Annotated in this window: 21 protein-coding genes; 11 read left to right on the top strand and 10 right to left on the bottom strand. The window is 71.0% G+C overall.

Annotated features, from left to right (window positions below; all coding sequences use genetic code 11):
* Positions 1-23: 23 nt before the first annotated feature.
* A complete protein-coding gene (locus tag ACGFW6_RS30355; RefSeq protein WP_393516762.1) occupies positions 24-785 on the bottom strand; it encodes an alpha/beta hydrolase in 762 nt (253 codons plus the stop codon).
* A gap of 134 nt (positions 786-919) precedes the next feature.
* Here ACGFW6_RS30355 and ACGFW6_RS30350 point away from each other — a divergent pair, with 134 nt between their 5' ends.
* Positions 920-2,083: an adenosine deaminase gene (locus ACGFW6_RS30350; RefSeq protein ID WP_393516760.1), complete on the top strand. Its 1,164-nt coding sequence runs from the start codon at positions 920-922 to the stop codon at positions 2,081-2,083.
* A 138-nt stretch (positions 2,084-2,221) separates the two neighbouring features.
* Complete coding sequence (locus tag ACGFW6_RS30345; RefSeq protein WP_393516757.1) at positions 2,222-2,608, top strand: ATP-binding protein; 387 nt, start codon at positions 2,222-2,224, stop codon at positions 2,606-2,608.
* 185 nt (positions 2,609-2,793) lie between these two features.
* Here the strand turns inward: ACGFW6_RS30345 and ACGFW6_RS30340 are convergent, their stop codons facing one another.
* The 5 genes from ACGFW6_RS30340 to afsQ1 form a co-directional block, all read right to left on the bottom strand.
* The gene (locus tag ACGFW6_RS30340; protein ID WP_393516755.1) at positions 2,794-2,994 is read right to left on the bottom strand and encodes a PspC domain-containing protein; all 201 of its coding nucleotides are present in this window, start codon (positions 2,992-2,994) and stop codon (positions 2,794-2,796) included.
* Between the two features lie 108 nt (positions 2,995-3,102).
* Positions 3,103-3,654, bottom strand: a complete 552-nt coding sequence (locus ACGFW6_RS30335) for a VanZ family protein (RefSeq protein WP_393516752.1) — start codon at positions 3,652-3,654, stop codon at positions 3,103-3,105.
* Between the two features lie 624 nt (positions 3,655-4,278).
* Positions 4,279-4,884, bottom strand: coding sequence for a hypothetical protein (locus ACGFW6_RS30330; protein WP_393517105.1), 606 nt, complete (start codon positions 4,882-4,884; stop codon positions 4,279-4,281).
* Positions 4,884-6,449: an ATP-binding protein gene (locus ACGFW6_RS30325; RefSeq protein WP_393516749.1), complete on the bottom strand. Its 1,566-nt coding sequence runs from the start codon at positions 6,447-6,449 to the stop codon at positions 4,884-4,886. The genes ACGFW6_RS30330 and ACGFW6_RS30325 overlap by 1 nt, the downstream gene beginning before the upstream one ends.
* Positions 6,446-7,123, bottom strand: a complete 678-nt coding sequence (afsQ1, locus tag ACGFW6_RS30320) for a two-component system response regulator AfsQ1 (protein ID WP_190072356.1) — start codon at positions 7,121-7,123, stop codon at positions 6,446-6,448. Before afsQ1 ends, ACGFW6_RS30325 begins: the two co-directional genes overlap by 4 nt.
* A gap of 267 nt (positions 7,124-7,390) precedes the next feature.
* Here afsQ1 and ACGFW6_RS30315 point away from each other — a divergent pair, with 267 nt between their 5' ends.
* Positions 7,391-8,173, top strand: a complete 783-nt coding sequence (locus tag ACGFW6_RS30315) for a SigE family RNA polymerase sigma factor (protein ID WP_393516746.1) — start codon at positions 7,391-7,393, stop codon at positions 8,171-8,173.
* 310 nt (positions 8,174-8,483) lie between these two features.
* On the opposite strand, the gene ACGFW6_RS30310 is transcribed toward ACGFW6_RS30315, so the two are convergent.
* The 4 genes from ACGFW6_RS30310 to deoC all read right to left on the bottom strand — a co-directional run bounded on the left by ACGFW6_RS30310 (position 8,484) and on the right by deoC (position 12,615).
* Entirely contained in the window at positions 8,484-9,119 is a 636-nt protein-coding gene (locus tag ACGFW6_RS30310) for a uridine kinase (RefSeq protein WP_393516743.1), read from the bottom strand.
* A gap of 184 nt (positions 9,120-9,303) precedes the next feature.
* On the bottom strand, positions 9,304-10,215 hold the full coding sequence (locus tag ACGFW6_RS30305; RefSeq protein WP_393516740.1) for an aldehyde dehydrogenase family protein: 912 nt from the start codon (positions 10,213-10,215) through the stop codon (positions 9,304-9,306).
* The gene (locus tag ACGFW6_RS30300; protein WP_393516737.1) at positions 10,208-11,644 is read right to left on the bottom strand and encodes an aldehyde dehydrogenase family protein; all 1,437 of its coding nucleotides are present in this window, start codon (positions 11,642-11,644) and stop codon (positions 10,208-10,210) included. The genes ACGFW6_RS30305 and ACGFW6_RS30300 overlap by 8 nt, the downstream gene beginning before the upstream one ends.
* A 5-nt stretch (positions 11,645-11,649) precedes the next feature.
* Positions 11,650-12,615 carry a deoxyribose-phosphate aldolase gene (gene deoC, locus ACGFW6_RS30295; protein WP_393516734.1) on the bottom strand — a complete coding sequence of 322 codons (966 nt, stop codon included), beginning with the start codon at positions 12,613-12,615 and terminating at the stop codon, positions 11,650-11,652.
* Positions 12,616-13,156: 541 nt separating this feature from the next.
* Between deoC and ACGFW6_RS30290 the strand changes: the two genes are divergently transcribed.
* From ACGFW6_RS30290 to ACGFW6_RS30255, 8 genes are all read left to right on the top strand, one after another.
* On the top strand, positions 13,157-13,843 hold the full coding sequence (locus ACGFW6_RS30290; RefSeq protein WP_393516731.1) for a PH domain-containing protein: 687 nt from the start codon (positions 13,157-13,159) through the stop codon (positions 13,841-13,843).
* A gap of 745 nt (positions 13,844-14,588) precedes the next feature.
* A complete protein-coding gene (locus tag ACGFW6_RS30285) occupies positions 14,589-14,981 on the top strand; it encodes a hypothetical protein (protein ID WP_393516728.1) in 393 nt (130 codons plus the stop codon).
* Positions 14,982-15,073: 92 nt separating this feature from the next.
* Positions 15,074-16,117, top strand: coding sequence for a phosphate ABC transporter permease subunit PstC (gene pstC / locus ACGFW6_RS30280; RefSeq protein WP_393516725.1), 1,044 nt, complete (start codon positions 15,074-15,076; stop codon positions 16,115-16,117).
* A 123-nt stretch (positions 16,118-16,240) separates the two neighbouring features.
* Positions 16,241-17,488, top strand: a complete 1,248-nt coding sequence (gene pstA, locus ACGFW6_RS30275) for a phosphate ABC transporter permease PstA (RefSeq protein ID WP_393516722.1) — start codon at positions 16,241-16,243, stop codon at positions 17,486-17,488.
* Positions 17,485-19,218 (top strand): phosphate ABC transporter substrate-binding protein PstS, encoded by a 1,734-nt coding sequence (pstS, locus tag ACGFW6_RS30270; protein ID WP_393516720.1) that lies wholly within the window; start codon positions 17,485-17,487, stop codon positions 19,216-19,218. Before pstA ends, pstS begins: the two co-directional genes overlap by 4 nt.
* Positions 19,215-21,722 carry a hypothetical protein gene (locus ACGFW6_RS30265; RefSeq protein WP_393516717.1) on the top strand — a complete coding sequence of 836 codons (2,508 nt, stop codon included), beginning with the start codon at positions 19,215-19,217 and terminating at the stop codon, positions 21,720-21,722. The genes pstS and ACGFW6_RS30265 overlap by 4 nt, the downstream gene beginning before the upstream one ends.
* A 258-nt stretch (positions 21,723-21,980) precedes the next feature.
* Positions 21,981-22,895, top strand: coding sequence for a substrate-binding domain-containing protein (locus ACGFW6_RS30260; protein ID WP_393516714.1), 915 nt, complete (start codon positions 21,981-21,983; stop codon positions 22,893-22,895).
* Between the two features lie 98 nt (positions 22,896-22,993).
* The gene (locus ACGFW6_RS30255) at positions 22,994-24,697 is read left to right on the top strand and encodes a hypothetical protein (protein ID WP_393516711.1); all 1,704 of its coding nucleotides are present in this window, start codon (positions 22,994-22,996) and stop codon (positions 24,695-24,697) included.
* Positions 24,698-25,150 lie beyond the last annotated feature (453 nt).

Raw genomic sequence — 25,150 nt, 5'->3', positions numbered from 1 at the left:
ACGAACCGAACACCCCGACGCCGCTACCGCCGCAACGACTTCCCGAACCCGGAAGCCAACGGCATCCGAAGGCCCAGCGGCGGCGGAGCCGCGAACGCGTCGGCCACCGGCCGCGAGAACGCCCTGCCGAACAGCACTCCCATCACGAAGTCCTGAGCCAGGGCGCTGACTTCGTCCCGGTGCTGATGCAGCGCGTGCCGGTCGGAGTGCACCTCGAACCGGCACACGTCCCGGTTCGCCTTCTTCGCCCGCTCCGCCAGCCGGAACGACAGTTCGGGGTCGGTCCGCTCGTCGTTCGTGCCGTGCACGAACAGCACCCGCCGCCCCGCGAGCTGTTTCACCGGTTCGGGTGCCGCCGCCATGTCCTCCTCCGGCAGCCAAGGTGCGATCGCGAGCACGGAGTTGACGGCCTCGTGACCACCGGAGTGCAGCGCCGCCCGCGCGCCCATGTCGATTCCGACGAGGCAGACGGGGACGTCCCCGTAGCGCCGCACGACCTCGTCGGCCGCCCACAGGGCGTCGCTCGCGAGGTCCGCGGCGTTGCCGTTCCAGCCGCGGTAGCGGTAGCGGACGACATGCGTGGCCAGTCCTTCGTCGCGCCCCGCCCGCGTCAGCCGGCGGCCCAGCGTCCGCACGTAGGAGGTCGCCAACAACGTCGCCGGCTTGCGATGTGAGACCTCGTCACCTCCGGGCAGCAGGAGGACGACTCCGCTCACCGCCGTCGGTTCCGGCCCGATCGCCTTGCCCAGCCGGACCCTGCGCACCGGCGTCGCTTGCTGTGCCATGACAGAACAGTGTCAGAAGCATGGGTGTACGCCACCCGTCCTCGGGGTCACCGTTACGTATCGACGGATTCGTACAAGCAGGAAAATGAGGTGTTCAGCGGGCGATCTACGCGCGTAGGCGTTATGGTGCGGAAATGACGAGCGAGACTGCCCAGAAGGCGAACACCCCGAGCTCGGACCAGATCCGCCGGGCGCCGAAGGTTCTGCTGCACGATCACCTCGACGGCGGGCTCCGCCCCGGCACGATCGTCGAGCTGGCCCGCGACACGGGCTACGCCCACCTCCCCGAGACCGATCCCGACAAACTCGGCGTCTGGTTCCGCGAGGCCGCCGACTCCGGATCCCTGGAGCGGTATCTGGAGACCTTCTCCCACACCGTCGGCGTGATGCAGACCCGCGACGCCCTCGTGCGGGTCGCGCGCGAGTGCGCCGAGGACCTCGCCGAGGACGGGGTCGTCTACGCCGAGGTGCGCTACGCCCCCGAGCAGCACCTCGAAGGCGGGCTCACCCTCGAAGAGGTCGTCGAGGCCGTGAACGAGGGCTTCCGCGAGGGCGAGCGGATCGCCCGGCAGAACGGTCACCGCATCCGTGTGGGCGCCCTGCTCACCGCCATGCGGCACGCCGCCCGCGCGCTGGAGATCGCCGAACTCGCCAACCGCTACCGGGATCTGGGCGTCGTCGGCTTCGACATCGCGGGCGCCGAGGCCGGGCATCCGCCGACCCGGCATCTCGACGCCTTCGAGTACCTCAAGCGCGAGAACAACCACTTCACCATCCACGCCGGCGAGGCCTTCGGGCTGCCGTCCATCTGGCAGGCCCTCCAGTGGTGCGGCGCCGACCGGCTGGGGCACGGGGTGCGCATCATCGACGACATCCAGGTGCACGCCGACGGCTCCGTGAAACTCGGCCGGCTCGCCTCCTACGTACGGGACAAGCGCATCCCGCTGGAGCTGTGCCCGAGCTCCAACCTCCAGACCGGGGCCGCCGACTCCTACGCCGCGCACCCCATCGGGCTGCTGCGGCGGCTGCACTTCCGGGCGACGGTGAACACCGACAACCGGCTCATGTCACATACGAGTATGAGCCGGGAATTCGAGCGCCTTGTCGAGGCTTTCGGATACACGCTCGATGACATGCAATGGTTCTCCGTCAATGCGATGAAATCATCGTTCATTCCTTTCGATGAACGGCTGGCGATGATCAATGACGTCATCAAGCCCGGATATGCCGAACTGAAGTCCGAGTGGCTGTTCCGGCAGACGTCCTCTACCAGCGACTCTGTCGAAGAACAGGGCTGACCTGGGATCCTTCGGTCACACGGAATGCGGGCGGCATTCACAATCCGTCCGCATTTCGATGTTTGCGGCGGGGTGCGGGGCGTGTTTACGGTCGAGGACCGCTTACATCCCCGTAACCAATTTTCGAGGACGCCTTTCATGAAGCAGTCTGCTGCCAAGACCCTCGGTGTCGCCGCTCTCGGTGCCGCCTTCGCCGCCATGGGCGCGGGTGCCGCGAACGCCGCGCCGGCCGCGCCGGAGGCCGCCGGGCCGGCGCTGGACACCGTCACCCGGACGCTCCCCGCCGAGAACCTCGCCGCGTCGGCGCCCGGCGCCGGTGCGGGGCTGGCCCAGGGGCAGGAGGCGCTCGCCGCCGGGCTGTCCGCCGCGCAGCCGGCCGCCGAGCAGGCGGTGGCCGGTGGGCCGACCGCCGTGGTCTCCGGGCTCCTTGCCGGGCTGCCGGTGCAGACGCTGCCGGTTCAGGGGCTGCCGGTCCAGGGCCTGCCCACGCAGGGGCTGCCCGTGAACGGCGTTCCGCTCGGCTGAGTTCTCGCCGGGCGGGTGTGCCCGGTCGGAACGCGCCGCTGGGGCGCACCCTTCGGAAACGGGGTGCGCCCCAGCGGCTTTGTGCGTGTGGAGGCGGAGATGGTGGCGAGTGGAGTGGGGGATGGGGTGGTGAGGGGGGTGGTGAGTGGAGGGGTGGGGTGGTGAGGGGGCAGGGGGCTGCTGCGTTACCAGGCTGTGCGGGTCTTGTTCTCCGAGGGGAGCAGGATCCACAGCGCTATGTAGAGCAGGAACTGCGGGCCCGGGAGCAGGCAGGAGACCAGGAAGATCACGCGCATCGTCGTCGCGGAGGTGCCGAAGCGTCGTGCCAGCGCGGCGCACACTCCGCCGATCATGCGGCCGTTGGTGGGTCGGGCGAGCGCGGTCATGGTGCGGCTCCTTCGCGAGCGTCGGTCGAGGGCCCTACTTGTGGGGCCTTCGAGTGGGTGCCTCATCTGACATCCACGCTACGCAGACGAACCGGGCAAAGCGTCACTCTACGGAGCTATCCCGACCCTGGGAATCGTCGGGGTACGACCCTGACTGGGCTCATCCTGGGGGGTCGTGGTGCGGGCGGTGCGCTCGGACCTGCGGCGTAGGTGGATGCGGGCCGCCGGGATGATCGCGGCGTGGGCGAGGGCCACGCCGAGGGTGTTGAGGAGCAGGGAGTCGACGTCGACGATCTGGCCGGGGACGCCGGTCTGCAGCAGCTCTATGCCGAGGGAGATGAGGGCGCCCGCGGCTGCCGTGCGGACCAGGGAGCCGAGGGGGGAGGCGGTGAGGCTGCCGTGTGCCGTCGGGATCAGGACGCCGAGGGGGGCGAGGAGGGCGAGGCCCTCGGCGATGCGGCGGGCGGCTTCCTGCCAGCCGAGGGCGAGGTCGGCTCTGATGCCGGCGAGGGGGTGCAGGTTGGCGGGGGTGACCCAGGGGACGTCCAGGGGGCGCAGGGTGAGCCAGGCGACGAACGCGAGGTGTGCGACCAGGAGGATGCCTCCTGTCACACGGATGCGGATCGCGGCGCTGCCGCCGATGGAGCCTTGACGCTGCACGCCCCCGTAGACGCGCCCCCCGGCGGGATCGGTTCCGGGGTGTGGGGGAGTGGGGTGAGGTGTCTGCCACACGGGGTGGGGCGTGGGGATGCCTGCGGCGGCCTGTGCGGGGTGGGTGGGGGCGTGTGTAGCGCCTGCGGGGTGGTGGTGGGTCGGGGCCGCGCCGGGGGGTGTCCGTCCTCGGTCGGGCGGTTGCTGCAGCTCCAGAGGTGCTGTTTCCTGACGCCCGCCGCTGCGGGCGGACACCCCCCGGCACGTCCCCTTGCCGCCGTCCGCGGGTGCGGCTACTTCTCGACGCAGGCCCGCCGCAACGTCTGCTTTTTGGGGGCGCGGGGAACTGCGTGGACGGTGGTGAGGGTGGCGGTCAGGTCGTGGCGCGGGTGCACTGCAACCCCCTGTTGTTCAGGGGCGCGGGGAACTGCGCGGACGGTGGTGGCGGTGGCGGTCTGGTTGTGGCGCGGGTGCACTGCAACCCCCTGTTTTTCAGGGGCGCGGGGAACTGCGCGGACGGTGGTGGCGGTGGCGGTCACGTCGTGGCGCAGGGCGGCTGCAACGCCCTTTCCTGGGGGCGCGGGGAACTGCGCGAGTGGTCACGGTGGGCCCGCAGGTGCCGGCCGGGTGGGGTCAGCCGTCTGTGATGTCGGTTGAGGGGGGCTCGTTGCTGCCCGGTCTGGTGCGGACCTCGTCCGTGCACTCGTAGCGGCGCGGGGGCGCGGCGGTGGGGCCGCCCAGGATGACCGAGCCGTCGCCCTCCGCGGCCGAGGAGTCGGAGAAGGTGCACACGATCTGGGCCAGGGCGTACGACGTGAGGTCGTCGGGGGGCGTGCTCAGGCGCAGGGTTTCGTCCGGGTCGTCGGGGCGTGGGCCGGTCACTCCCATGGCGCCCCGGACGTCCGTGGTGTAGCCGGCCTCCTTCTCGGTGGCCGAGGGCGTCGCCTCCAGTTGGTCCAGGAGGCCCTGGGCGACCAGCACGCGGCGGGCGGAGTCCGCCGTGCCGTCGGGGACGCGGACCGTGCGGTCCACGGCGACCAGTTGGGAGCCGCACAGCAGGAACACCTGGACCGGCAGGCCCCGCTCGGCCTGCGTCGAGATGTTCGGTTCGGAGAGTGAGCAGTGCACTCGGGAGGGGGCGGGACCGAAGTCGGTCGGGACCTCCGTGGAGCGTATGCCGCAGCCCGTGAGGAGGGTGGCGGACAGGGCGGAGAAGGCCAGGAGCCGGCGGGTGTGCATCACGCGTCTCCCTTCTTCGTGTCGTCCTTGCCGTCCGTGCCGCCGGTCAGTTCCGAGGCGTCCCGGGGCAGGCGCAGCGTGAAGACCGCGCCGCCCTCGGGGGAGTTGGCGGCCGTGATCTCGCCGCCGTGGATGTGGGCGTTCTCCAGGGCGATGGAGAGGCCGAGGCCGCTGCCCTCGGAGCGGGGGCGGGAGGCGCTCGCCTTGTAGAAGCGGTCGAAGACGTGGGGGAGGACGTCCTCCGGGATGCCGGGGCCGTGGTCCCGTACGTCGATCACGACCGAGTCGTCCTCCACGCGGACCGTGACGCGGACCGGCGAGCCGCCGTGCTTGAGGGCGTTGCCGATCAGGTTGGCCAGGATGACGTCGAGGCGGCGGGGGTCCAGGCGGGCCATGATGCCGCGCTCGGCGTCCAGGTCGACCGCGTCGAGCCACGCGCGGGCGTCGATGCAGGCCGTGATCTGGTCGGCGAGGTCGACGTCGTCGAGGACGAGGCGGGCCGTGCCCGCGTCGAAGCGGGTGACCTCCATGAGGTTCTCGACCAGGTCGTTCAGGCGGCGGGTCTCGCTGACCACCAGGCGCACAGCCGGTTCGATCATGGGGTCCATGGAGCCGGACTCCGCTTCCAGCTCCTCCTCCAGGACTTCGGTCACGGCCGTGATCGCGGTGAGGGGGGTGCGTAGCTCGTGGGACATGTCTGCCACGAAACGGCGGGACGACTCGTCGCGGGAGGCCATGTCGGCGACCCGCTTCTCCAGCGCGGCCGCGGCGTTGTTGAACGTCCGGGACAGGTCCGCGAGTTCGTCCGTGCCCGAGACGCGCAGGCGGGTGTCCAGCTTGCCCTCACCGAGACGGCGGGCGGCGACACCGAGGCGCTGCACCGGCTTCAGTACGGTCGTGGCGGCGGCCTGCGCGAGCAGCGCGGAGCCGATCAGGGCGAGGCCGGTGGCGATGCCGAGGGACCACGCGAGGGAGTTGAGGTCCTTCGCCTCCTGCTCCAGGGACTTGAGCATGTACCCGGTCGGGCCGCCGCCGTTGACCTTGGTGCCGGCGATCAGATACGGGGTGTCGTCCTCGACTATCCGCTGCCAGTACAGGTGGTACTCCGACTTGGCGGAGGAGTTGGTCTGCTGCTTCTCGTTCACCGCCGTGCGCAGGGACTTCGGCACGTCCGTGAGGGTGAAGCCGTCCAGGCCGCCGGAGCTGCCGTAGGCGGGAACGCCGCCGGCGTCCTGGGCGACCAGGAGCACGCTGAAGCGCTGGCTGCTGTTGGCCATCTGGCCCGCGGTGTGCTGCAGTTCGTCCTGGGTCGGGTTGTCGGGCAGCAGGCCCGCGCGGGTCTGCATCTCCTGCTCGAAGTCACGCAGCACCGCGTCCTGGGTCCGGGTCAGGACCGCCTCGCGGTTGAGCCAGTAGGCGATGCCCGAGGCCGACACGGCGGCCGTGAGCGCGACGAGGCCGAACACGACCACCAGGCGCAGGCGCAGGCTCGTGAAACGCAGCCTCGACCCCACCCCCTTGCGAGCCGCGACCCAGCCGCGGAACCCCCCTTGTGCTTCTGTCACTGAGGCGCGTCCAGGCGGTAGCCGACACCACGGACGGTACGGATGAGCGTGGGGGAGGACGGGACGTCCTCGACCTTGGCGCGCAGGCGCTGGACGCAGGCGTCGACGAGGCGGGAGTCGCCCAGGTAGTCGTGCTCCCAGACGAGGCGGAGGAGCTGCTGGCGGGACAGGGCCTGACCCGGGCGGCGGCTCAGTTCCAGGAGCAGACGCAGCTCGGTCGGGGTGAGCTGGAGGTCCTCGCCGTTCTTCGTCACGGTCATGGCCGCGCGGTCGATGACCAGGCTGCCGTAGGTCGCGGCGTCGTTCGACTCGCGTTCCCCGCGTCGCAGCACGGCACGGATGCGGGCGTCCAGGACCCGCCCCTGCACGGGTTTGACGATGTAGTCGTCCGCGCCGGACTCCAGTCCGACCACGATGTCGATGTCGTCGTTGCGCGCGGTCAGCAGGATGATCGGCAGCTGGTCGGTGCGCCGGATACGGCGGCACACCTCGAAGCCGTCGATACCGGGCAGCATCACGTCCAGCACGATCAGGTCCGGCCGCTGTTCACGCAGCAGTTTCAGACCGTCCTCGCCGGTGGCAGCAGTGGCCACACGGTGTCCCTGGCGAGTCAGTGAGAGCTCCAGGGCCGTACGGATGGCGTCGTCGTCCTCGATCAGCAACAGGGAAGGCACGGGGCACATTCTGGCCCATGCGGGGGTGGTCTTTCGACACCTGTACGAGCAGTAGGGATACGTGCGCGTAGCGCTGCCGGCTGTGCCCGCGCTGTGCCGGTGCCGGGAGCAGGCTCTGACACAGGCCCCTGTGACAGCTCTGTGACAGTCGGCGGACACGGCCATGAAGGTGCCCGGGCAAGCTTTTCGACACAAGCAAGGCCGCAGGACGCAACACAGCAAGCCGCACCAAGCAGAACACCGGAAGTCCACGACGGGGGGCGCGAGATGAACACGCTGCACGGCACCAGCACCAGCGCAGTGATCACGCGTCTGCACGACGTGAACGGGGGCCGGGGTGCGGAGAAGTCCGGTGCCGATGGGGGTCCCTCCCGCGCGAGCGGATTCGAGCGTGGGGGAGGGCGGGGGTGCGCTCGCGGCACCGGGCGTCAGCACACCGCGTACATGACGGTGGTTGACGGTCTCACGGGGGAGACGCACGGGGGAAGCGCGTACAGGGAGGACTCGGGGGAGCGTCGTCGCTCGCTGTCGGAGGCGGAGTTCACCGCCTACGTCCAGGAGCGCCGCGCCTCCCTGTACGCCACCGCCTACCACCTGACCGGTGACCGCTTCGAGGCCGAGGACCTGCTGCAGAGCGCGCTGTTCTCGACGTACAAGGCATGGGACCGGATCAGTGACAAGGCCGCCGTCGGGGGCTACCTGCGGCGGACGATGACGAACCTGCACATCAGCGCGTGGCGCCGCCGCAAGCTGAACGAGTACCCGACCGAGGAGCTGCCGGAGACGCCCGGCGACACGGACGCGATGCGCGGCACCGAGCTGCGCGCGGTCCTGTGGCAGGCGCTGGCCCGGCTGCCCGAACTCCAGCGGACGATGCTGGTCCTTCGTTACTACGAGGGCCGCACCGACCCGGAGATCGCGGACATCCTCGACATCAGTGTCGGCACGGTGAAGTCCAGCATCTGGCGGTCGCTCCGCCGGCTGCGCGAGGACGAGGTCCTCAGCTTCGGCCGTGACGAGGAGGACGCCTTCGGGGAGCTCGTCGCCTGAAGGTCCGGGGGACCGCGGGGGAGCGGTAACCGGTGGGGGGACCACGGGGGCTGGGGGGCCAACGGGGGACCACCCGAGGGGGGAAGCACGGGGGAACGGGGGGCGCTCCGCCACGGGGGACGTGGGCGGAGCACAACGTGAGCGGGGCTGGAGGGCCGGGGGGTCCATCCAGTCCCGCTTCGCTGTGTGCCCTCGGCGGACCTTCAGGTGTGTCGCTCACGGCGGCCGCGACGGCCGGGTCCAGCCGTTCCACCGTGTACACGGTGATCCGTTCTTCACGGCCCTGTGACCGCCTGGGGGCCGGTTTCGTTCAGGCTGCCGGGGTGGCTGCCGGGCGGCGGCCCGCGGCGGCCGCCGTGAGCCGGCCGAGGGCTTCGTCGCGGTCGCAGGCGTGGGCGCCCAGGGACGTCTGGTGGGCGACGATCGAGCGCTCCAGGCGCATCAGGCGCCAGCCGCGGCGCAGCAGGAACGGCACCGACTTGCGGCCCTCCCGCAGATCGCGCAGGAAGCGGCGGCGGAAGGTCCTCATCGGGCCGCGGCTCAGGCACAGCGCGTCGGCCAGCACGCCGAGTTCCCGGCAGCGCGTCACGATCTCGGCCGCGAAGATGCCCTCGGCGATGAAGAGCGGGGTACGCCCGATGTCGACGGTCTCCGCGCCGGTGCGGGCGCTCAGCGAGAGGTCGTACAGCGGCACGTCCGTACGGCCCGCGCGGCACAGCTCGGTGATCGCCGTGACGGCCGTGTCGGCGTCCCAGGATTCGGGGTGGTCCCAGTCGATGTCGGAGCTCCCCGGGACCAGGGGCAGGGTCGGGTCGTCGCCCTCTTTGTAGAAGTCGTCGAGCCGTAGGACCGGAAGGCCGGAACGGGCCGCGAGAAGGGACTTGCCGGAGCCGGAGGGGCCGCAGAGCAGCACGACTCGCGTCGGTATGGGCGATGGGGAACTCACGGGACACCAGTGTGCGGCATCACCGGGCCGGTGAACGACCCGGCGGACCACGTTTGATGCGCGGATCACACCTCGACTGCACGTGATGTTCACCCCGCCGCCCCGCGCCCGGGCGCGGCAGAGAGCCACGCCTCCCCGGGACGGCGGGGAAGCGCGGCTCTCCGGTCTCGGTGCCGGCGGGCCCTCAGTAGGACGAGCCGGACGCGCCCAGCGAACCCGTCGGGTGCCAGACCGTCTTGGTCTCCAGGAACGCCGTCATACGGTCGATGCCGGGCGTGGCGGCGTGATCCACAGGCTGTGGACGAAGGACGCGCTTGAGGTTGTCCGCCGCCGCGATCTCCAGTTCCTTGGCGAGGTTCTCGTCGGCGCCGGCCAGGTCGATCGCGTTGACGTCCTGGTGGGCGGCGAGCGGTGTGGCGATCTCCGCCGTACGGCCGGACAGGACGTTGACGACACCGCCCGGCAGGTCGGACGTCGCCAGGACCTCGCCCAGGGACAGGGCGGGCAGCGGGGACTTCTCCGACGCCACCACGATCGCCGTGTTGCCCGTCGCGATCACCGGGGCCAGTACGGACACCAGGCCCAGGAACGACGACTCCTGCGGAGCCACGATCGCGACCACGCCCGTCGGCTCGGGGGAGGACAGGTTGAAGAACGGGCCCGCCACCGGGTTGCCGCCGCCCACGACCTGGGCGATCTTGTCCGTCCAGCCCGCGTACCAGACCCAGCGGTCGATCGCCGCGTCGACCTGCGCCGCCGCCTTCGACTTCGACAGGCCCTCGGCGTCGGCGACTTCGCGGACGTACTGCTCGCGCCGGCCCTCCAGCATCTCGGCGATGCGGTAGAGGATCTGACCCCGGTTGTACGCCGTCGCGCCGGACCAGCCGCCGAACGCCTTGCGCGCGGCGACCACGGCGTCACGGGCGTCCTTGCGGGAGGAGAGGGGCGCGTTGGCCAGCCAGTTGCCCTTCGAGTCCGTCACCTCGTACACCCGGCCGCTCTCGGAACGCGGGAACTTCCCGCCGACGTACAGCTTGTAGGTCTTGAAGACGGAGAGCCGCTCGGCGCGCTCGGTCTTGTCGTTCTTGTCAGACATCGAGGTACGCCTCCAGGCCGTGGCGGCCGCCCTCGCGGCCGAAGCCCGACTCCTTGTAACCGCCGAACGGCGAGGTCGGGTCGAACTTGTTGAACGTGTTGGACCAGACGACACCGGCCCGGAGCTTGTTCGCCACGGCGAGGATCCGCGAGCCCTTCTCGGTCCAGATGCCCGCAGAAAGGCCGTACGGCGTGTTGTTGGCCTTGGCCACGGCCTCGTCCGGCGTACGGAACGTCAGCACCGACAGCACCGGGCCGAAGATCTCGTCCCGGGCGATCCGGTGCGCCTGGGTGACGTTCGTGAACAGCGTCGGCGCGAACCAGTAGCCGCTCTCCGGGATGTCGCAGGCCGGCGACCAGCGCTCGGCGCCCTCCGCCTCACCCGCCTCGACGAGCGAGGTGATCCGGGACAGCTGCTCCTCGGAGTTGATCGCGCCGATGTCGGTGTTCTTGTCCAGCGGGTCGCCGAGACGGAGCGTGGAGAGGCGGCGCTTGAGGGACTCCAGCAGCTCCTCCTCGATCGACTCCTGCACCAGCAGCCGGCTGCCCGCGCAGCAGACCTGGCCCTGGTTGAAGAAGATCCCGTTGACGATGCCCTCGACGGCCTGGTCGATCGGGGCGTCGTCGAAGACGATGTTGGCGCCCTTGCCGCCGAGCTCCAGGGTGACCTTCTTGCGGGTGCCGGCGACCGTGCGGGCGATCTCCTTGCCGACGGCCGTGGAGCCGGTGAAGGCGACCTTGTTCACGTCCGGGTGCGCGACGACCGCGGCGCCGGCGTCGCCGTATCCGGGAAGGATGTTGACGACGCCCTTGGGCAGGCCCGCCTGACGGCAGATGTCCGCGAAGAACAGGGCGGAGAGGGGGGTCGTCTCGGCGGGCTTCAGGACGACCGTGTTGCCGGTCGCGAGCGCCGGGGCGATCTTCCACGCCAGCATGAGGAGGGGGAAGTTCCAGGGGATGACCTGGCCCGCGACGCCCAGCGGCCGCGGGTTCGAGCCGAAGCCGGCGTGGTCGAGCTTGTCGGCCCAGCCCGCGTAGTAGAAGAAGTGCGCGGCGACCAGCGGGAGGTCCGCGTCGCGGGTCTCCTTGATCGGCTTGCCGTTGTCCAGGGTCTCCAGGACGGCGAGTTCACGGGCCCGCTCCTGGACGATCCGGGCGATGCGGAACAGGTACTTCGCGCGCTCGGAGCCCGGCAGCGCCGACCACTTCTCGAACGCCTTGCGGGCGGCCTTCACGGCACGGTCCACGTCCGCCTCGCCGGCCTGGGCGATCTCGGAGAGGACCTCCTCGGACGACGGCGAAACGGTCTTGAAGACCTTGCCGTCGGCCGCCTCCACGAACTCGCCGTCGATGAACAGGCCGTACGACGGCGCGATGTCGACGATCGAGCGGGACTCGGGGGCCGGTGCGTATTCGAATACCGATGCCATGGTGATCAGTCCACCGTCACGTAGTCGGGGCCGGAGTAGCGGCCGGTGGCCAGCTTCTGCCGCTGCATCAGCAGGTCGTTCAGAAGCGAGGAGGCGCCGAAGCGGAACCAGTGGTTGTCGAGCCAGTCCTCGCCGGCGGTCTCGTTGACCAGTACGAGAAATTTGATGGCGTCCTTGGTCGTCCTGATCCCGCCGGCCGGCTTCACGCCGACCTGGATGCCGGTCTGGGCGCGGAAGTCCCGCACCGCTTCCAGCATAAGGAGGGTGTTCGCGGGAGTGGCGTTCACGGCGACCTTGCCGGTGGACGTCTTGATGAAGTCGGCGCCGCCCAGCATGCCGAGCCAGCTGGCCCGCCGGATGTTGTCGTACGTCGACAGCTCGCCGGTCTCGAAGATGACCTTGAGGCGGGCAGCCCCGGAGGCCTCCTTCACGGCGACGATCTCGTCGTACACCTTCATGTAGTTCCCGGCGAGGAACGCGCCCCGGTCGATGACCATGTCGATCTCGTCGGCGCCGGCGGCGACCGCGTCACGGACGTCCGCCAGCTTCACACCGAGGGCGGCGCGGCCCGCCGGGAAGGCGGTGGCCACGGAGGCCACCTTCACCGGGGAGCCGGCGACGGCCTCCTTGGCGGTGGCCACCATGTCGGGATAGACACAGACGGCGGCCGTCGGCGGCACCGTACGGTCGGTCGGGTCGGGGCGGACCGCCTTGGCGCCGAGCGCCCGGACCTTGCCCGGGGTGTCCGCGCCTTCCAGCGTCGTCAGGTCGACCATCGAGATGGCGAGGTCGATGGCGTACGCCTTGGCGGTCGTCTTGATGGAACGGGTACCGAGGGACGCGGCCCGCCCCTCCAGGCCGACCGCGTCGACACCCGGCAGCCCGTGGAGGAAGCGGCGCAGCGTGCTGTCGGACGCGGTGACGTCCGTGAGTGCGTGTGCTGCGGCAGATGCATTGGTGGGCATGGTCACCAGACGAGCATATCTACGCGCGTAGCGGCTGTACACCCCGAGGGTATGGATCTGTGGGGGGCGGATCGGCGGGGATGGATCTGTGGGGCGGACCCGTGGGGGCGGAGCTGGGGGGACGGATCTGGCCGGTGCGGGCTCGCCGGGCCGTCCAGGGGGTGGGGGACTGCGCTCGGTCGGCCCAGGGGGGCGAGGGTCTGCGCCGGTCGGTCTGCCCAGGGGGCCCGCGCCCGCTGGTCTGCCCGGGGTGTGGGGGTCCGCGCCGGCTGACCTGCCCGGGGTGTGGGAGCCCGCGCTCGCTGGTCTGCCCGGGGTGTGGGGCGTCCGCGCCGGCTGGCCTGCCCAGGGGGCGGGGATCCGCGCCGGTCGGTATGCCTGGGGGGTGCCGGGGGCCGCGCGGTCGGTTCCTGTGGCCCGCCCCTGCGAACGGAGGCCGACCCCCACCGCCCCGCACCCGCGAGCGGAGGCCGGCCCTCACGGTGATCCGGCGATCCGGTGATCCGGCGATCGAACACTTCCGCACGCGTGAGGCACAATCGGGCCCATGACGACCCCCGAACACCCGTCCCCCTCTCCGGACCCCACGTCGAAGGACCGGGTGTACCGCTCACCCATGGGCATCGTCGGCGGAGTCGCGCTGCTGGTCATCGTGCTCTGGCTCGGCATCGACGCCCTGCTGCGCGGCGACGGACGCACCCAGTGGCTGGCGCTCGCGGCGCTCATCCTCGTCGTGCCGCTGGTGACGGCGTTCACCCTGCGCCCCGCCGTCCACGCCAACGAGGACCGGCTGCGCATCCGCAACCCGCTCCGCGTGATCGTGCTGCCCTGGGGGCAGGTCGGCGCGCTGCGCTCCAGCTACTCGAACGAGGTCGTCACCAAGTCCGGCACCAAGTTCCAGCTCTGGGCGGTCCCGGTCTCGCTGCGGGCCCGCAAGAAGGCCGCGCGGCGCACGGCCCGCGCGGCCGCGGGCCGAGGCGATCGCGGCGGCCGCATGGGCAGCAGCGCGGGAATCGGCGGCCTCGGCTTCGGCGCGCCGCGCGGGGACGTGGACGCGGACGGTCCGATGCGGGCCGAGACCGACAAGGTCATGGACGACCTGCGGGAAATGCTGGAGCACGGGGAGCACGCCGAGTCCGCGCAGGGCGAGGTGACCGTGCGCTGGGCCTACGAGGTGGCGGGACCGGTCGTCGCGGGCGCCGTGCTGCTGGTGATCCTGCTGGCGATCGGCTGAGCGGCCGACGAGCTCCAGGCGTTCCGGGGGCGGGGGCCACGCCCCGGGGTTCCCGGGGTGCCCCAGCTTTCTGGGGTTCCCGAGCTTTCTGCGGGCCTCAGGGGCCCCCGGGGTTCCCAGGACCCGCCGGGGCGGTCGCTGAACCCCGGGTTCCCGGGGTTCCCAGGACCCGCCGGAGAGGTCGCTGCGGACGCCGGGCGGCGTGCTGACGGGCCGGAGCCTTCCGCCGCCGAGCCGGGGCCGTCCGCCTGCCGACGGACCGGGCTTGCCGAGCCGGGTCTCCCGCCGTCGAGCCGGAGCCGCATGCCCGCCGAGCCGGAGCCTTCCGCCTGCCGACGGAACGGGCCTGCCGAGCCGGGCCTGCCGCCGTCGAGCCGGGGCCGCATGCCCGCCGAGCCGGATCCTTCTGCCGCCGAGCCGGATCCCCACCCCGTCGCCGCTCACGGCGCTCGTCGCGGCGGGGTGAACGGCACCCCGCTGACGGCTCGACCGGTGTGCGCGGCGGTGGCCCCAAGGGTCGCAAGTCCCGCTTTCCACCCCTAATTGGCAACGTTGTCCACTCCGTGCAGTGAGCGCTTTCTCGGAAGTTGTCCTAGGGGTTGCCGAGGGGATACTTCGACATGAAGCGTGCGGCGGGCAGGTACTTTGTCGGCTCTTTGCCTGCCGCTCCTCATTAGATTGCTGCTGCCGCCCCCCAACGCCTTACCTGCACGTTTACTCGTCCGTGGGCGGCGGGGGTGGGGACATGGAACGGTCCGGCGAGGCGGGAAGATCCGCGGTCGCGGTGGGCATGAGATGCCAGATCGACATCAACGGCGAGGGAGGATTCGGCTGGCGGCTCGTGGCGTCCAATGGGCGCTCCGTAGCCGTGTCGCTGACCTCGCACGAGACGCACAACAGATGCCGGGAGGCGTTCTTACGCCTGTGCCGGCGCCATGACGACATGGCCGGCGGGGTGCAGCACAGCATCGAGGGCGGCGGCTGGGTGTGGGCGGTGTGGGACGCCTCAGGTGCCCATCTGGCCGGCTCGGCGCGCACCTACGAGCGGCACGCGACCTGCCGGTCCTCCTACGAGCGCTTCCGGGCCATGCTGCCGGAACTCGCCTACGCGGGACCGGAGTTGTGGGGCGATACATGAGTCACCGACAGTAAACGGAAGTTGCCCCCAGGGAACCTCTCGTTCACGCCTCGGGATGGGCATGTCAACCGATGCCCCGGAGTGTCGGGAACGTGCCTTCGATCCGAAGATCCAGACAGCCGCAGCCGGTCACCGCCACAGCCGCCGGGGTCGTCGACAGCGACGTACCCCGGCGGCTGTACGCGGATCCGGGACTGCCCGACCGCGTCTTCCGCGCGGTGCTGCGCTCCGGCGGCGGATTCGTGCTGACCGTGATGCTGCTCGTCGGCGGTTTCCTGCTGTACCGGGCGTGGCTGGCGCTGGACCGGGCCGGCTGGTCCTTCCTGACCACCGCCGCCTGGGCGCCGGACGCCGGGCGGTTCGGCATCGCGGCCGTGCTCGTCGGCACGATCCTGATCGCCGCCGTCGCGGTGTGCGTGGCCGTGCCGCTGGCGACCGGGGCGGCCCTGTTCATCTCCGAGTACGCGCCGGCCAGGCTGCGCCGGACGCTGATCAGCGTGGTGGACCTGATGGCCGCGGTGCCGTCGGTCGTCTACGGCCTGTGGGGCGTGTTCTTCCTCCAGGACCGGGTGCTGCCGACCGCCCGCTGGATCTCCACCTACGTCGGCTGGATCCCGGTCTTCGAGGTCCGGGGCGCGGACCCGAACGACCCGCTCGCCCCCGCCAGCCTCTACACCTCCTCGACCTTCATCGCCGGACTCGTCGTCGGCATGATGATCGCGCCCATCATCTGCTCGATCATGCGCGAGGTCTTCTCCCAGGCCCCCGCCGGTGAGCGCGAGGGTGCCTACGCGCTCGGCGCGACCCGCTGGGGCATGATCCGCTCCGTCGTCCTGCCCTTCGGCCGCGGCGGCATGATCGGCGGCACGATGCTGGGCCTCGGCCGCGCGCTCGGCGAGACGATCGCCGTCTTCATGATCATCTCGCTGACCTTCGACATCCAGTGGCACGTCCTGCAGTCCGGCACCAGCTCGGTCTCCTCCCTGATCGCCCTGCGCTACGGCGAGGCGAGCGAGTTCGGCATGTCCGCCCTGATGGCGGCCGGCTTCGCCCTGTTCGTGATGACCCTGATCGTCAACTTCGCCGCGTCCTCGATCGTCGCCCGGTCCCGCTCCGGCGCGTCGAGCGACGCCTGACGTGCCCGCCCCGCACGCCTCCGCCCCGCACGCCTCCGACTCCGCCCGCCGCCGACTCCGCACACCGCCGTCCTCGTACGCCCCGACCCCGGCCCCGCACCCCCCGTCCCGGAAAGAGCCCTCATGACCCTTGCCCCCGAGGCGCCCGAGCGGTCGCGCACGACGCTGCCGGGCCCGGCACGGGCCGCCGCACCCGGCGGTGAGCGCCGGCGCGCCCTGACCGCGATGCGCGGCACCGACGTCTACGCCGTCCTCGGCGCGGCGGCCTCCGCGCTGTCGCTGACCTGGCTGCTGTTCGGGCGCCTGCTGCCGTTCAACGGCGCCGTCGGCTTCGTCGTCACCGCCTACGGCCTGTTCCTGCTGGTGTACGCGCTGCTGGTGTCCTTCGACGAGGACGGGCCGGCCGTCGTCGACCGGATCGCGGCGGCCGTGGTGCGGTCGATGGGCGTGCTGATGGTGGCGATCCTGGCGATCGTCGTGGTGTACGCCCTCGTCGAGGGCCGCCGGGCGCTGGTGCACCTGAACTTCTTCACCGAGGACATGCAGCTGGCCGGTCCGCTGGAGCCGCTCGGCGTGGGCGGCGCCCTGCACGCCGCCGCGGGCACCCTCATCATGATCGTCATCGCGCTGGTGGTCACCGTCCCGACCGGGGTGATCTGCGCGGTGTTCCTCAACGAGGTGCCCGGCCCGTTCGCCCGGTTCGTGCGCACCATCGTCGAGGCGATGACAGCGTTGCCGTCCATCGTCGCGGGCCTGTTCATCTACGCCACCGCGATCCTCGGCCTCGGCATGGACCAGTCCGGCCTCGCCGCCTCGCTCGCCCTGTCCGTGATGATGCTGCCGATCATCATCCGCGCCGCCGACGTCGTGATCCGGCTGGTGCCCGGCACGCTGCGCGAGGCCGCGTACGCCATGGGCACCTCGCGCTGGCGCACGGTCTGGCACGTCGTGCTGCCGACCTGCCGCTCGGGCCTGACCACTTCGGTGATCCTCGGGACCGCGCGCGGCATCGGCGAGACCTCCCCGGTGCTGCTGACCGCCGGCTTCACCTCGGAGCTCAACCTCGACCCGCTGCACGGCCCGATGGTCTCCCTGCCGCTGGCGACCTTCGAGTTCGTGAAGTCGCCCGAGCCGACCATGGTCGCCCGCGGCTTCGGTACGGCGTCCCTGCTGATGGTGCTCGTGCTGCTGCTGTTCGTGCTGGCGCGCATCGTCGGCGGGCGCGGACCGGGCCAGTTGACGCACCGCCAGGAACACCGCCGGGTGCTCGCCTCCCGGCGCGACGCACGCCGCTTCGCCGCCCGGGCCACCGCCCCGACCGGCACCCCCACCTCCGCCAACCTCCGTACGCAACCCGGGAGTCCGTCGTGAAACCCGCCACTCGCTTCCGTCTGGCGGCCACCGTGCTGTCACTGCTGTGCGCGCTGCTCGCCGTCAACACCCCGCCGGCGGCGGCCGCCTCCTACGCCAAGATCACCGGATCCGGATCCACCTGGAGTGCCAACGCCGTCCAGCAGTGGGTCCGCAACGTCAAGGCCAACTACGGCATGACGGTCAACTTCACGGCCAACGGCTCCTCCCAGGGCCGCGAGCAGTTCAAGAACAACACGGTCGACTTCGCGGTCTCCGAGATCCCGTACGGCCTGAAGGAACAGGGCATCACGGACCAGCCGCCGCGGCGCGGCTACGCCTACATGCCGATCGTGGCCGGTGGAACGGCGTTCATGTACAACCTCAAGATCAACGGCAGGATGGTCACCAACCTGCGCCTGTCCGGGGCGACCATCGCGAAGATCTTCACCGGGAAGATCACCCGCTGGAACGACGCCGCGATCCGCTCCGACAACCCGGGCCTGACCCTGCCGGCCCGCGCCATCGTCCCGGTCGTGCGCTCCGACGGCTCCGGCACCAGCGCCCAGTTCACCACCTGGCTGTCCAAGGAGCACGGCTCGGTCTGGGCCGACTACTGCTCCCGCACCGGCCGGGGCAGCGGCAACTGCGGCATGACCTCCAACTACCCGCTGCTCAGCGGCTCCGCGATGGTCTCCAAGTCCGGTTCGCTCGGCGTCTCCGGCCATGTCCGCCAGCCCTCCGGCGAGGGCGCCCTCACCTACGTCGAGTACTCCTACGCCAAGAACACCGGCTTCCCCGTGGCCAAGGTCCTCAACAAGGACAACTACTACGTCGAGCCGACCGCCGCGAGCGTCGCCGTCGCCCTGACCAAGGCCGCGATCAACGACAACCCGCGGTCCGTCAACTACCTGACGCAGATCCTGGACGGCGTCTACCGCAACGCCGACGCCCGCACCTACCCGCTGTCCAGCTACAGCTACATGATCCTGCCCACCAAGGAGGAGTCCGGCTTCACCAAGGCCAAGGGCAACTCACTGGGCACGTTCGGCCGCTACTTCCTGTGCGACGGCCAGCAGCAGGCGGAGCAGCTCGGCTACTCGCCGCTGCCGAAGAACCTCGTCCAGGCCGGCTTCGACCAGCTGCGCAAGGTGCCGGGCGCGCCCACCGGCTCCATCAACATCAACGACTGCCGCAATCCCACCTTCTCGGGCGGCGTCAACACCCTGATCAAGAACGCCCCCTTCCCCAAGTCCTGCGACAAGAAGGGGTCCACGCAGTGCTCCGACGGCACCGCCGGCGCCGCGGGCACGGACACGCCCGTCAAGCCGGGTGCCCAGGGCGGCAGCGGCAGCGGCGGTTCCGGGGGCGCGGGCAGCGCCACCGGCGGCTCGGGGACCGGGGCGTCGACCGGCGGCGCGGGAGCCACGGGGGGAACCGGCGGCAGCGGTGCCTCCGCCGACACCGACGGTGACGGACAGCCCGACACGACCGGGGGTGCGGCGGCCGGCGGCACCTCCGGCGGAGTGATCGACCCCGACACCGGCGAGCTGGTCAGCGCCGACGGCACGGGCACCGGCGACACCTCCGTCGCCGCCAACCCGGTCAGCCTCGCCTCCGGCAACGCCTTCGGGCTGCGCGGCGCCCTGATGGCGCTGTCCGCCGTCCTGCTCGTCGCGGTCGTCATCGGACCGCCGCTCACCGCGCGGGCCCTCGCGGCACGCAACCGCCGCAAGGGAGAGTTCGGATGAGAGTGCCGACGGTACGCATACGCAGAACCGGGCCGGGGACGACTCCCGGCCGCCGACGGATCGGGCTCGGCGTGGGATCGATCCTCGCCGCCGTCACCCTCGCCCTGGTGCCGCTGCCCGACGGGGCGGACCAGGCGCGGGCGGCGACGACCGGGACCTCGGCGGTGACCAAGAGCGGAGCCAAGGGCCCGTACGACGACTTCTCGGACCTCGAGGTCACCGTGCACCAGACCCAGGGGCTCCGGTGGCAGGGCGTCAAGGTGTCCTGGACGGGTGGGAAACCCGCGCCGAAGACCCCGGCCAAGCACAACTTCCTGCAGATCATGCAGTGCTGGGGCGACGACCCGGTCAAGGGGCCCGACCGGACGCAGTGCGAGTTCGGCAACGAGGCCAGGATCCCGCCCGGGACCGGTCGTCAGGTCTCGCCGACGACCGACCCCGTGGAGACGGACGACTTCGAGACGGACCGGTTCGGCGCCACCTTCGTCCCCTTCAAGCCGGTGAGCGGTCCCGCGACCACGACGTCCCTGGAAAGCACCTACTTCACCGCCGGGGACACCAACTCCCTCTCGTGGCTGCCCAATGACGGCAACGGCGAGGGCGAGGCGGTCTTCGAGATGAAGTCCGCGCTGGAGTCGGAGTACCTGGGCTGCGGAGCGCGCAAGGCGTCGAGCGGAGCGGTCCGGCCGTGCTGGCTGGTCGTGGTGCCCAGGGGCGAGCACGAGCCGGACGGCGGCTCGGAGGCCAGGCCGAACCTCACCTCGGCGCTCAGCCTGTCGAACTGGAACCAGCGCATCGTCTTCCGGCTCGACTTCGAGCCGGTGGCGACCGCCTGCGACCCCGACAAGCCGGAGCGCGTGATCATGGGTTCCGAGCTGGCCACCGACGCGGTCACGGCCTGGCAGAGCGAGCTGTGCCGGACGGGCACCCACCGGTTCACGTACACCCAGTCCGGAGAGTCGCACGCCCGGGAGGCCGTGCTGACACCGGGCGCAGGCGCGCCGGGGCTCGCCATGACGCTCGACCCCGTACAGCCGGCCGAGGGCGCGGCCCAGGTGGTGCACGCGCCGGTCGCGATCAGCGGCCTGACGGTCGCCTTCGTCTGGATGTACGAGAAGGAATCCTTCAACTACACGCCCCTGAAGGAGCTCAAACTCAACCAGAGACTCCTGGCCAAGGCGCTCACCCAGTCCTACCCCAGCAGCCTGGTCTCCTCGCAGGATCCCGTCCCCGCCTACCTGTCCGGCAATCCGAAATACATCGGAGGGGACCCGGAATTCCTGAAGCTCAACCCCGGTTTCGCGGGAGCGGATTTCAAATCGCCGATCGGCATGGTCATCACCTCGGAGAACACCGACTCGGCCCGGATGATGTGGGAGTACATTCTCGCGGACCCGGACGCGAAGAACTTCCTCGAAGGGAAAAAGGACCCCTGGGGTATGAAGGTCAATCCCGAATACCTCGAGGACGGGGTCATCTCGGACTCCCTCGACTACTTCCCCAAGGCCGACCTCACGCCCACGAACGTGCCGTGCAGCGGCGGTGCCGCCGGGCTCACGATGGCCCGTACCGGGCAGGAAGTGGTCCCGTACGCGACCGACATGCATGACGGGGCGGTGAAGATCCGCCGCGGGGACATCGGCACCGCCTTCGAGTGCACCGCCAACCAGAACCTCACGAAGTGGGCGACGGTCGAACGGGCGACTCCGGTGGACCAGCGTCAGATGGGGATCGTCGACAACGTCTCCGCCTGGCGCTACCAGCTGAACGCCGCCGCCCTGCCCGACGCCGACGGGCAGTACGTCAAGCCCGCCGGCGCCTCCCTGCTCAAGGCCGTCTCCCAGATGCCCGACTCGCAGGTGGCCGGTGTCAAGAAGCCCGCCCCCGCGAGGATGAGGGACGGCGCCTATCCGCTGACCGCCGTGGTGTACGCGGCGTCCTCGCTGGAGCAGGCGAAGGACGCACGGCAGGACTACGCCCGGGTGATCCGGTACGCGGCCGACAAGGGGCAGACCCAGGGCACCGCGAACGGCCAACTGCCCTACGGATACGCGCCGCTGCCCCCCGCTCTGCGCCTGCAGGCGGAGCGCGCCGCCGACCGGCTGGAGAAGGGCGTGCCGGACCCCGGCGACGGGCCGTCCACCGATACGCCCGGACCGGGCGGCGCGGCGCACGGCGGTACCGGCGGCGACACGGCGGTCAGCGGCCTCTCCGGCGGCACCGGCACCGGCGGCCTGACCGGCGGTCCCGCGGAAGGCGCGGCGGGCGGTACGGCCGGCTCGGCGGCCGGCCCCGGCGGCGCGGACGCCCCCTCATCCTCGGTCGCCCCGACCGAGACCGATCCGGCGAAGCAGAACGTGGCCCGGTCGGGCGGCCTCACCCCCTCCGAGGTGCTGGGGCTGATCCGCTGGGTGCTGCTCGGCGTGCTGATCGCGGGCGGGGTGGCGGCCCTGGCCGGCCCGGTCATGCTGCGCCTCTCGGCACGCACGGCGGGCAGCGGCTGACATCTCCCGGCCGGCGAATTCCCCGGGGCCTGGAAGGACCGAGAGCTCCGGGGAATTTCCGCACAATCCGGGGAATTCCCTTGGATTCGCCTAGGCAATGGACTCGTAACCTGATGGGCGGTTGGAATTGGTGGCTGCCCATGTTGAATCACGGAATTGTTCTGCCCGGCCGGTCCACGGGTCGGTCGCGGGAAAACCGAATTCTGCTCGACCGTGCATCGCATTGCTCGCAATCCGTTTCTACGGAGGAGAACAGAAGTGAACGTCAAGTCCCGTGCTTTCGCCGGTGCCCTCGTCGGTGCCGCCGCCCTGAGCCTCAGTGTCATGGCCCCCGTCGCCTCGGCGGACCCGGCCGCGGGTGACTACCGCGTCCTCGCCGGCGTCGGCTCCGACACCACGCAGGACGTCATGAACGGTCTCGGCGAGTCCGTCGACGGCGGCACGCTGATCGCGTCGTACGACGCGACCGGCACGTCGCCCATCAAGACCCGCGAGGACGGCTGTGAGATCGCCCGCCCGAACGGCTCCTCGCAGGGCATCACGGCACTGAACAACGACATCGACGCCGGCACCGGCTGCCTGGACTTCGCCCGCTCCTCGCGCGGCGTCCAGACCGCCGGCACGGACCTGACCTGGATCCCGTTCGCGTCGGACAAGCTGAAGATGGCGGTCCGTCAGGACGGCCCGCTGGTCGGCGTGAACTTCACCACGGCTCAGCTGAAGGCCATCTACGAGTGCACCGTGACGTCGGTGAACGGCAACCCCGTCACCCCGCTGGTACCGCAGAGCGGCTCCGGCACGCGCAGCTTCTTCCTCACCCAGATCGGCAACCCGACCCTGGGCTCCTGCGTCGGCACCATGCAGGAGCACGACGGCCGGGCGCTGACGTCCGCCGCGCACATCGCCCCGTACTCCGTGGCGAAGTACACCGCCCAGACCGGCGGTCTGATCGAGGACGTGCACGGTGCCACCGTCCTCAACACCATCGACGGCGGCGAGTACAGCCGCCCCGTCTACAACGTCGTCGAGACGGCGCGGCTGAGCGAGGCCGGGATCGCCGGCACGTTCGTGGGCGCCGGCTCCAAGGTCTGCCAGGACACGGCCACGATCGAGGTCTACGGCTTCGGCACCGTCTCCGACTGCGGCAGCACCTCCCTCAAGGGCGAGAACTGATCGCCGCGCAGTAACCCGCACAACGGCCGGGCACCCACGGGGTGCCCGGCCCACTGGCCTGTCCATCCGCAACCGAAACCCCGTGGGGGGAGCACCACATGAATCATCGACTCGCGCAACTCCGGTCCCCGGTGGCGCTGTTGACCTGCTGCGCGTTGCTGTGTGCGGCCCTGGCCGGGGTCCTCGCCCTCGCCGGCAGAGCCAACGCCGCGACGGACCTCGGCAAGTTCACGCTCACGCCGGCCACGGGGACGATCGCGACCGATCCCCTGGCCACGTCCGTCACGTCGAGCACCGGCTGCCCGGCGGCGTCGAGCCCGGGTATCCCGAACACGGCGTACCTGCGCGTGTACAAGCCGAACGCCAACCCCGACGCCCCCACCTCCCAGCAGGTCATCGGGCAGGCGACGTTCCCGGAGGGCACGGATCCGTTCACGGTGAACCTCCAGTCCGCCGGCACGCCGCAGAGCCTGGAGAAGGCGCTGCGGAAGTTCATCGCCACCGGGTCGCTGGACGGCACGTACACGCTGGGCCTGTCGTGCCGCAGCGGCCTCACCGTTCCCCGGTTCCAGGCCAAGGTCCGCGTCACCGGCGACACCTGGACCCTGCTGGAGCAGAAGGTCACCACCCTCACCGTGACCGCGGCCGACGGCGTCTCCATCAACGGCGACCTCAAGCTCTCCGCCACGGTGAACCCCGCCGACGCGGCCGGCACCGTGGAGTTCAAGGAGGGCGAGACGTCCCTCGGCACCGACGAGGTGGCCGACGGCAAAGCCGAGCTCACCATCAAGGCGCCGGCCGTCGGCGGCCCCCACACCTACCAGGCCGTCTTCAAGTCGGCCGACCCCGAGGCATTCAGCGACGCACAGGGCAGCGATCCGGTGGGCATCGGCTACCTCCTCACGGCCAAGGACGCCGACGGCAACGCCCTCGGGGACAAGCCGACGCTCTCCATCGGCCAGACCGTGAAGATCTCCGTCCGGGGATTCACGCCCGGGTCCACCGTGCAGGTGACGCAGTCCCCGACGACCGGGGCGACCTTCCCGGACGCGACGGCGAACGCCGACGGCGCGGTCGTCGACTACGCGTACACGATCCCCGACCGCACCATCAACGGCGACACGAAGGTGACCTTCGACGAGGGCGGCGCGGCCACCCATCGCGCGAGTTTCAACTTCACCAGCACCGACGAGGAGCCCTCCCCCGACCCGACCGATCCGTCCGACCTCGAAGTGATCGACGAGGACGGCAACACCCTCGACGCCAACCCCGGCCTCACGCCCGGCCAGAAGGTGAGGATCACCGCGCGCGGCTACGGCAAGGACGCCGCCGTCAAGGTCACCCTCGCCGAGAGCGAGGAGACCTTCGAGAACGCGACGGCGAACGCCGAAGGGACCGTCGACGAGTACGAGTTCACCGTCCCGGAGGACATCGCGGACGGCGACCACGTGCTGACGCTGGCCGAGGACAAGGCGGACGGCCACTCCGTCGACTTCGCCTTCACGACCGGTGAGACCGACGAGAGCCCCGAGCCGTCCCCGTCCGACTCCTCCGGCACGGACGGCGGGACGGACACCGGCGGCACGAACGGTGGGGGCGGCGACACGGGGGGCGCGGCGGGCGGCGACACGGGGGGTGGCACCGGCGGTGGCGGCGGCACCGGCTCCATGGCAGCCACGGGCACCCAGGTCGGTGCCCTGGCCCTGACCGCGCTGGCGCTGCTCTCCGGGGGTGCGGCCGTCGTGCTCCATATGCGGCGCCGAGGCATGCTCACGTTCGGCGCCGACACCCCACGTCACTGACGGGCCGGCGGCTGCGGGTGCGTCGTGGCCGTTCGCGCAGTTCCCCGCGCCCCTGAAGGAAGGGGGTTGCAGTGGGCCTGTGCCACGACGTGACCGTGGCCGTCACAACCGTTCGCGCAGTTCCCCGCGCCCCTGAAAAGCAGGGGGTTGCAGTGGAGCTGCGTCAGGCCGTGACCGTGGCCGTCGCGACCGTTCGCGCAGTTCCCCGCGCCCCTGAAAGAAGGGGGTTGCGGTGCACCTGCGCCATGACGTGACCGCTGCCGTCCCCACCGTTCGCGCAGTTCCCCGCGCCCCTGAAAAGCAGACGTTGCGGCGGGCCTGGGCCGAGATGTAGCCGCACCCGCGGACGGCGGCAAGGGGACGTGCCGGGGGGTGTCCGCCCGCAGCGGCGGGCGTCAAGAAACAGCACCTCTGGAGCCACGGCAACCGCCCGACCGAGGACGGACACCCCCC

It is taken from the genome of Streptomyces sp. Y7, from assembly GCF_043195415.1.
Lineage (GTDB): Bacteria > Actinomycetota > Actinomycetes > Streptomycetales > Streptomycetaceae > Streptomyces.
The sequence above is the reverse complement of the archived record's forward strand: the minus strand, read 5'-3'. Positions and strand labels throughout refer to the sequence as shown.

Excerpts from the sequence above, each read along its gene's own strand:
- ACGFW6_RS30315 (WP_393516746.1), top strand. The coding sequence starts at position 7,391 with ATGAACACGCTGCACGGCACCAGCACCAGCGCAGTGATCACGCGTCTG.
- ACGFW6_RS30265 (WP_393516717.1), top strand. The coding sequence starts at position 19,215 with ATGAGAGTGCCGACGGTACGCATACGCAGAACCGGGCCGGGGACGACT.
- ACGFW6_RS30330 (WP_393517105.1), bottom strand. The coding sequence starts at position 4,884 with ATGCACACCCGCCGGCTCCTGGCCTTCTCCGCCCTGTCCGCCACCCTC.
- pstA (WP_393516722.1), top strand. The coding sequence starts at position 16,241 with ATGACCCTTGCCCCCGAGGCGCCCGAGCGGTCGCGCACGACGCTGCCG.
- ACGFW6_RS30300 (WP_393516737.1), bottom strand. The coding sequence starts at position 11,644 with ATGGCATCGGTATTCGAATACGCACCGGCCCCCGAGTCCCGCTCGATC.
- ACGFW6_RS30340 (WP_393516755.1), bottom strand. The coding sequence starts at position 2,994 with ATGACCGCGCTCGCCCGACCCACCAACGGCCGCATGATCGGCGGAGTG.
- ACGFW6_RS30290 (WP_393516731.1), top strand. The coding sequence starts at position 13,157 with ATGACGACCCCCGAACACCCGTCCCCCTCTCCGGACCCCACGTCGAAG.
- ACGFW6_RS30345 (WP_393516757.1), top strand. The coding sequence starts at position 2,222 with ATGAAGCAGTCTGCTGCCAAGACCCTCGGTGTCGCCGCTCTCGGTGCC.
- ACGFW6_RS30355 (WP_393516762.1), bottom strand. The coding sequence starts at position 785 with ATGGCACAGCAAGCGACGCCGGTGCGCAGGGTCCGGCTGGGCAAGGCG.
- ACGFW6_RS30285 (WP_393516728.1), top strand. The coding sequence starts at position 14,589 with ATGGAACGGTCCGGCGAGGCGGGAAGATCCGCGGTCGCGGTGGGCATG.
- ACGFW6_RS30305 (WP_393516740.1), bottom strand. The coding sequence starts at position 10,215 with ATGTCTGACAAGAACGACAAGACCGAGCGCGCCGAGCGGCTCTCCGTC.
- ACGFW6_RS30255 (WP_393516711.1), top strand. The coding sequence starts at position 22,994 with ATGAATCATCGACTCGCGCAACTCCGGTCCCCGGTGGCGCTGTTGACC.
- ACGFW6_RS30350 (WP_393516760.1), top strand. The coding sequence starts at position 920 with ATGACGAGCGAGACTGCCCAGAAGGCGAACACCCCGAGCTCGGACCAG.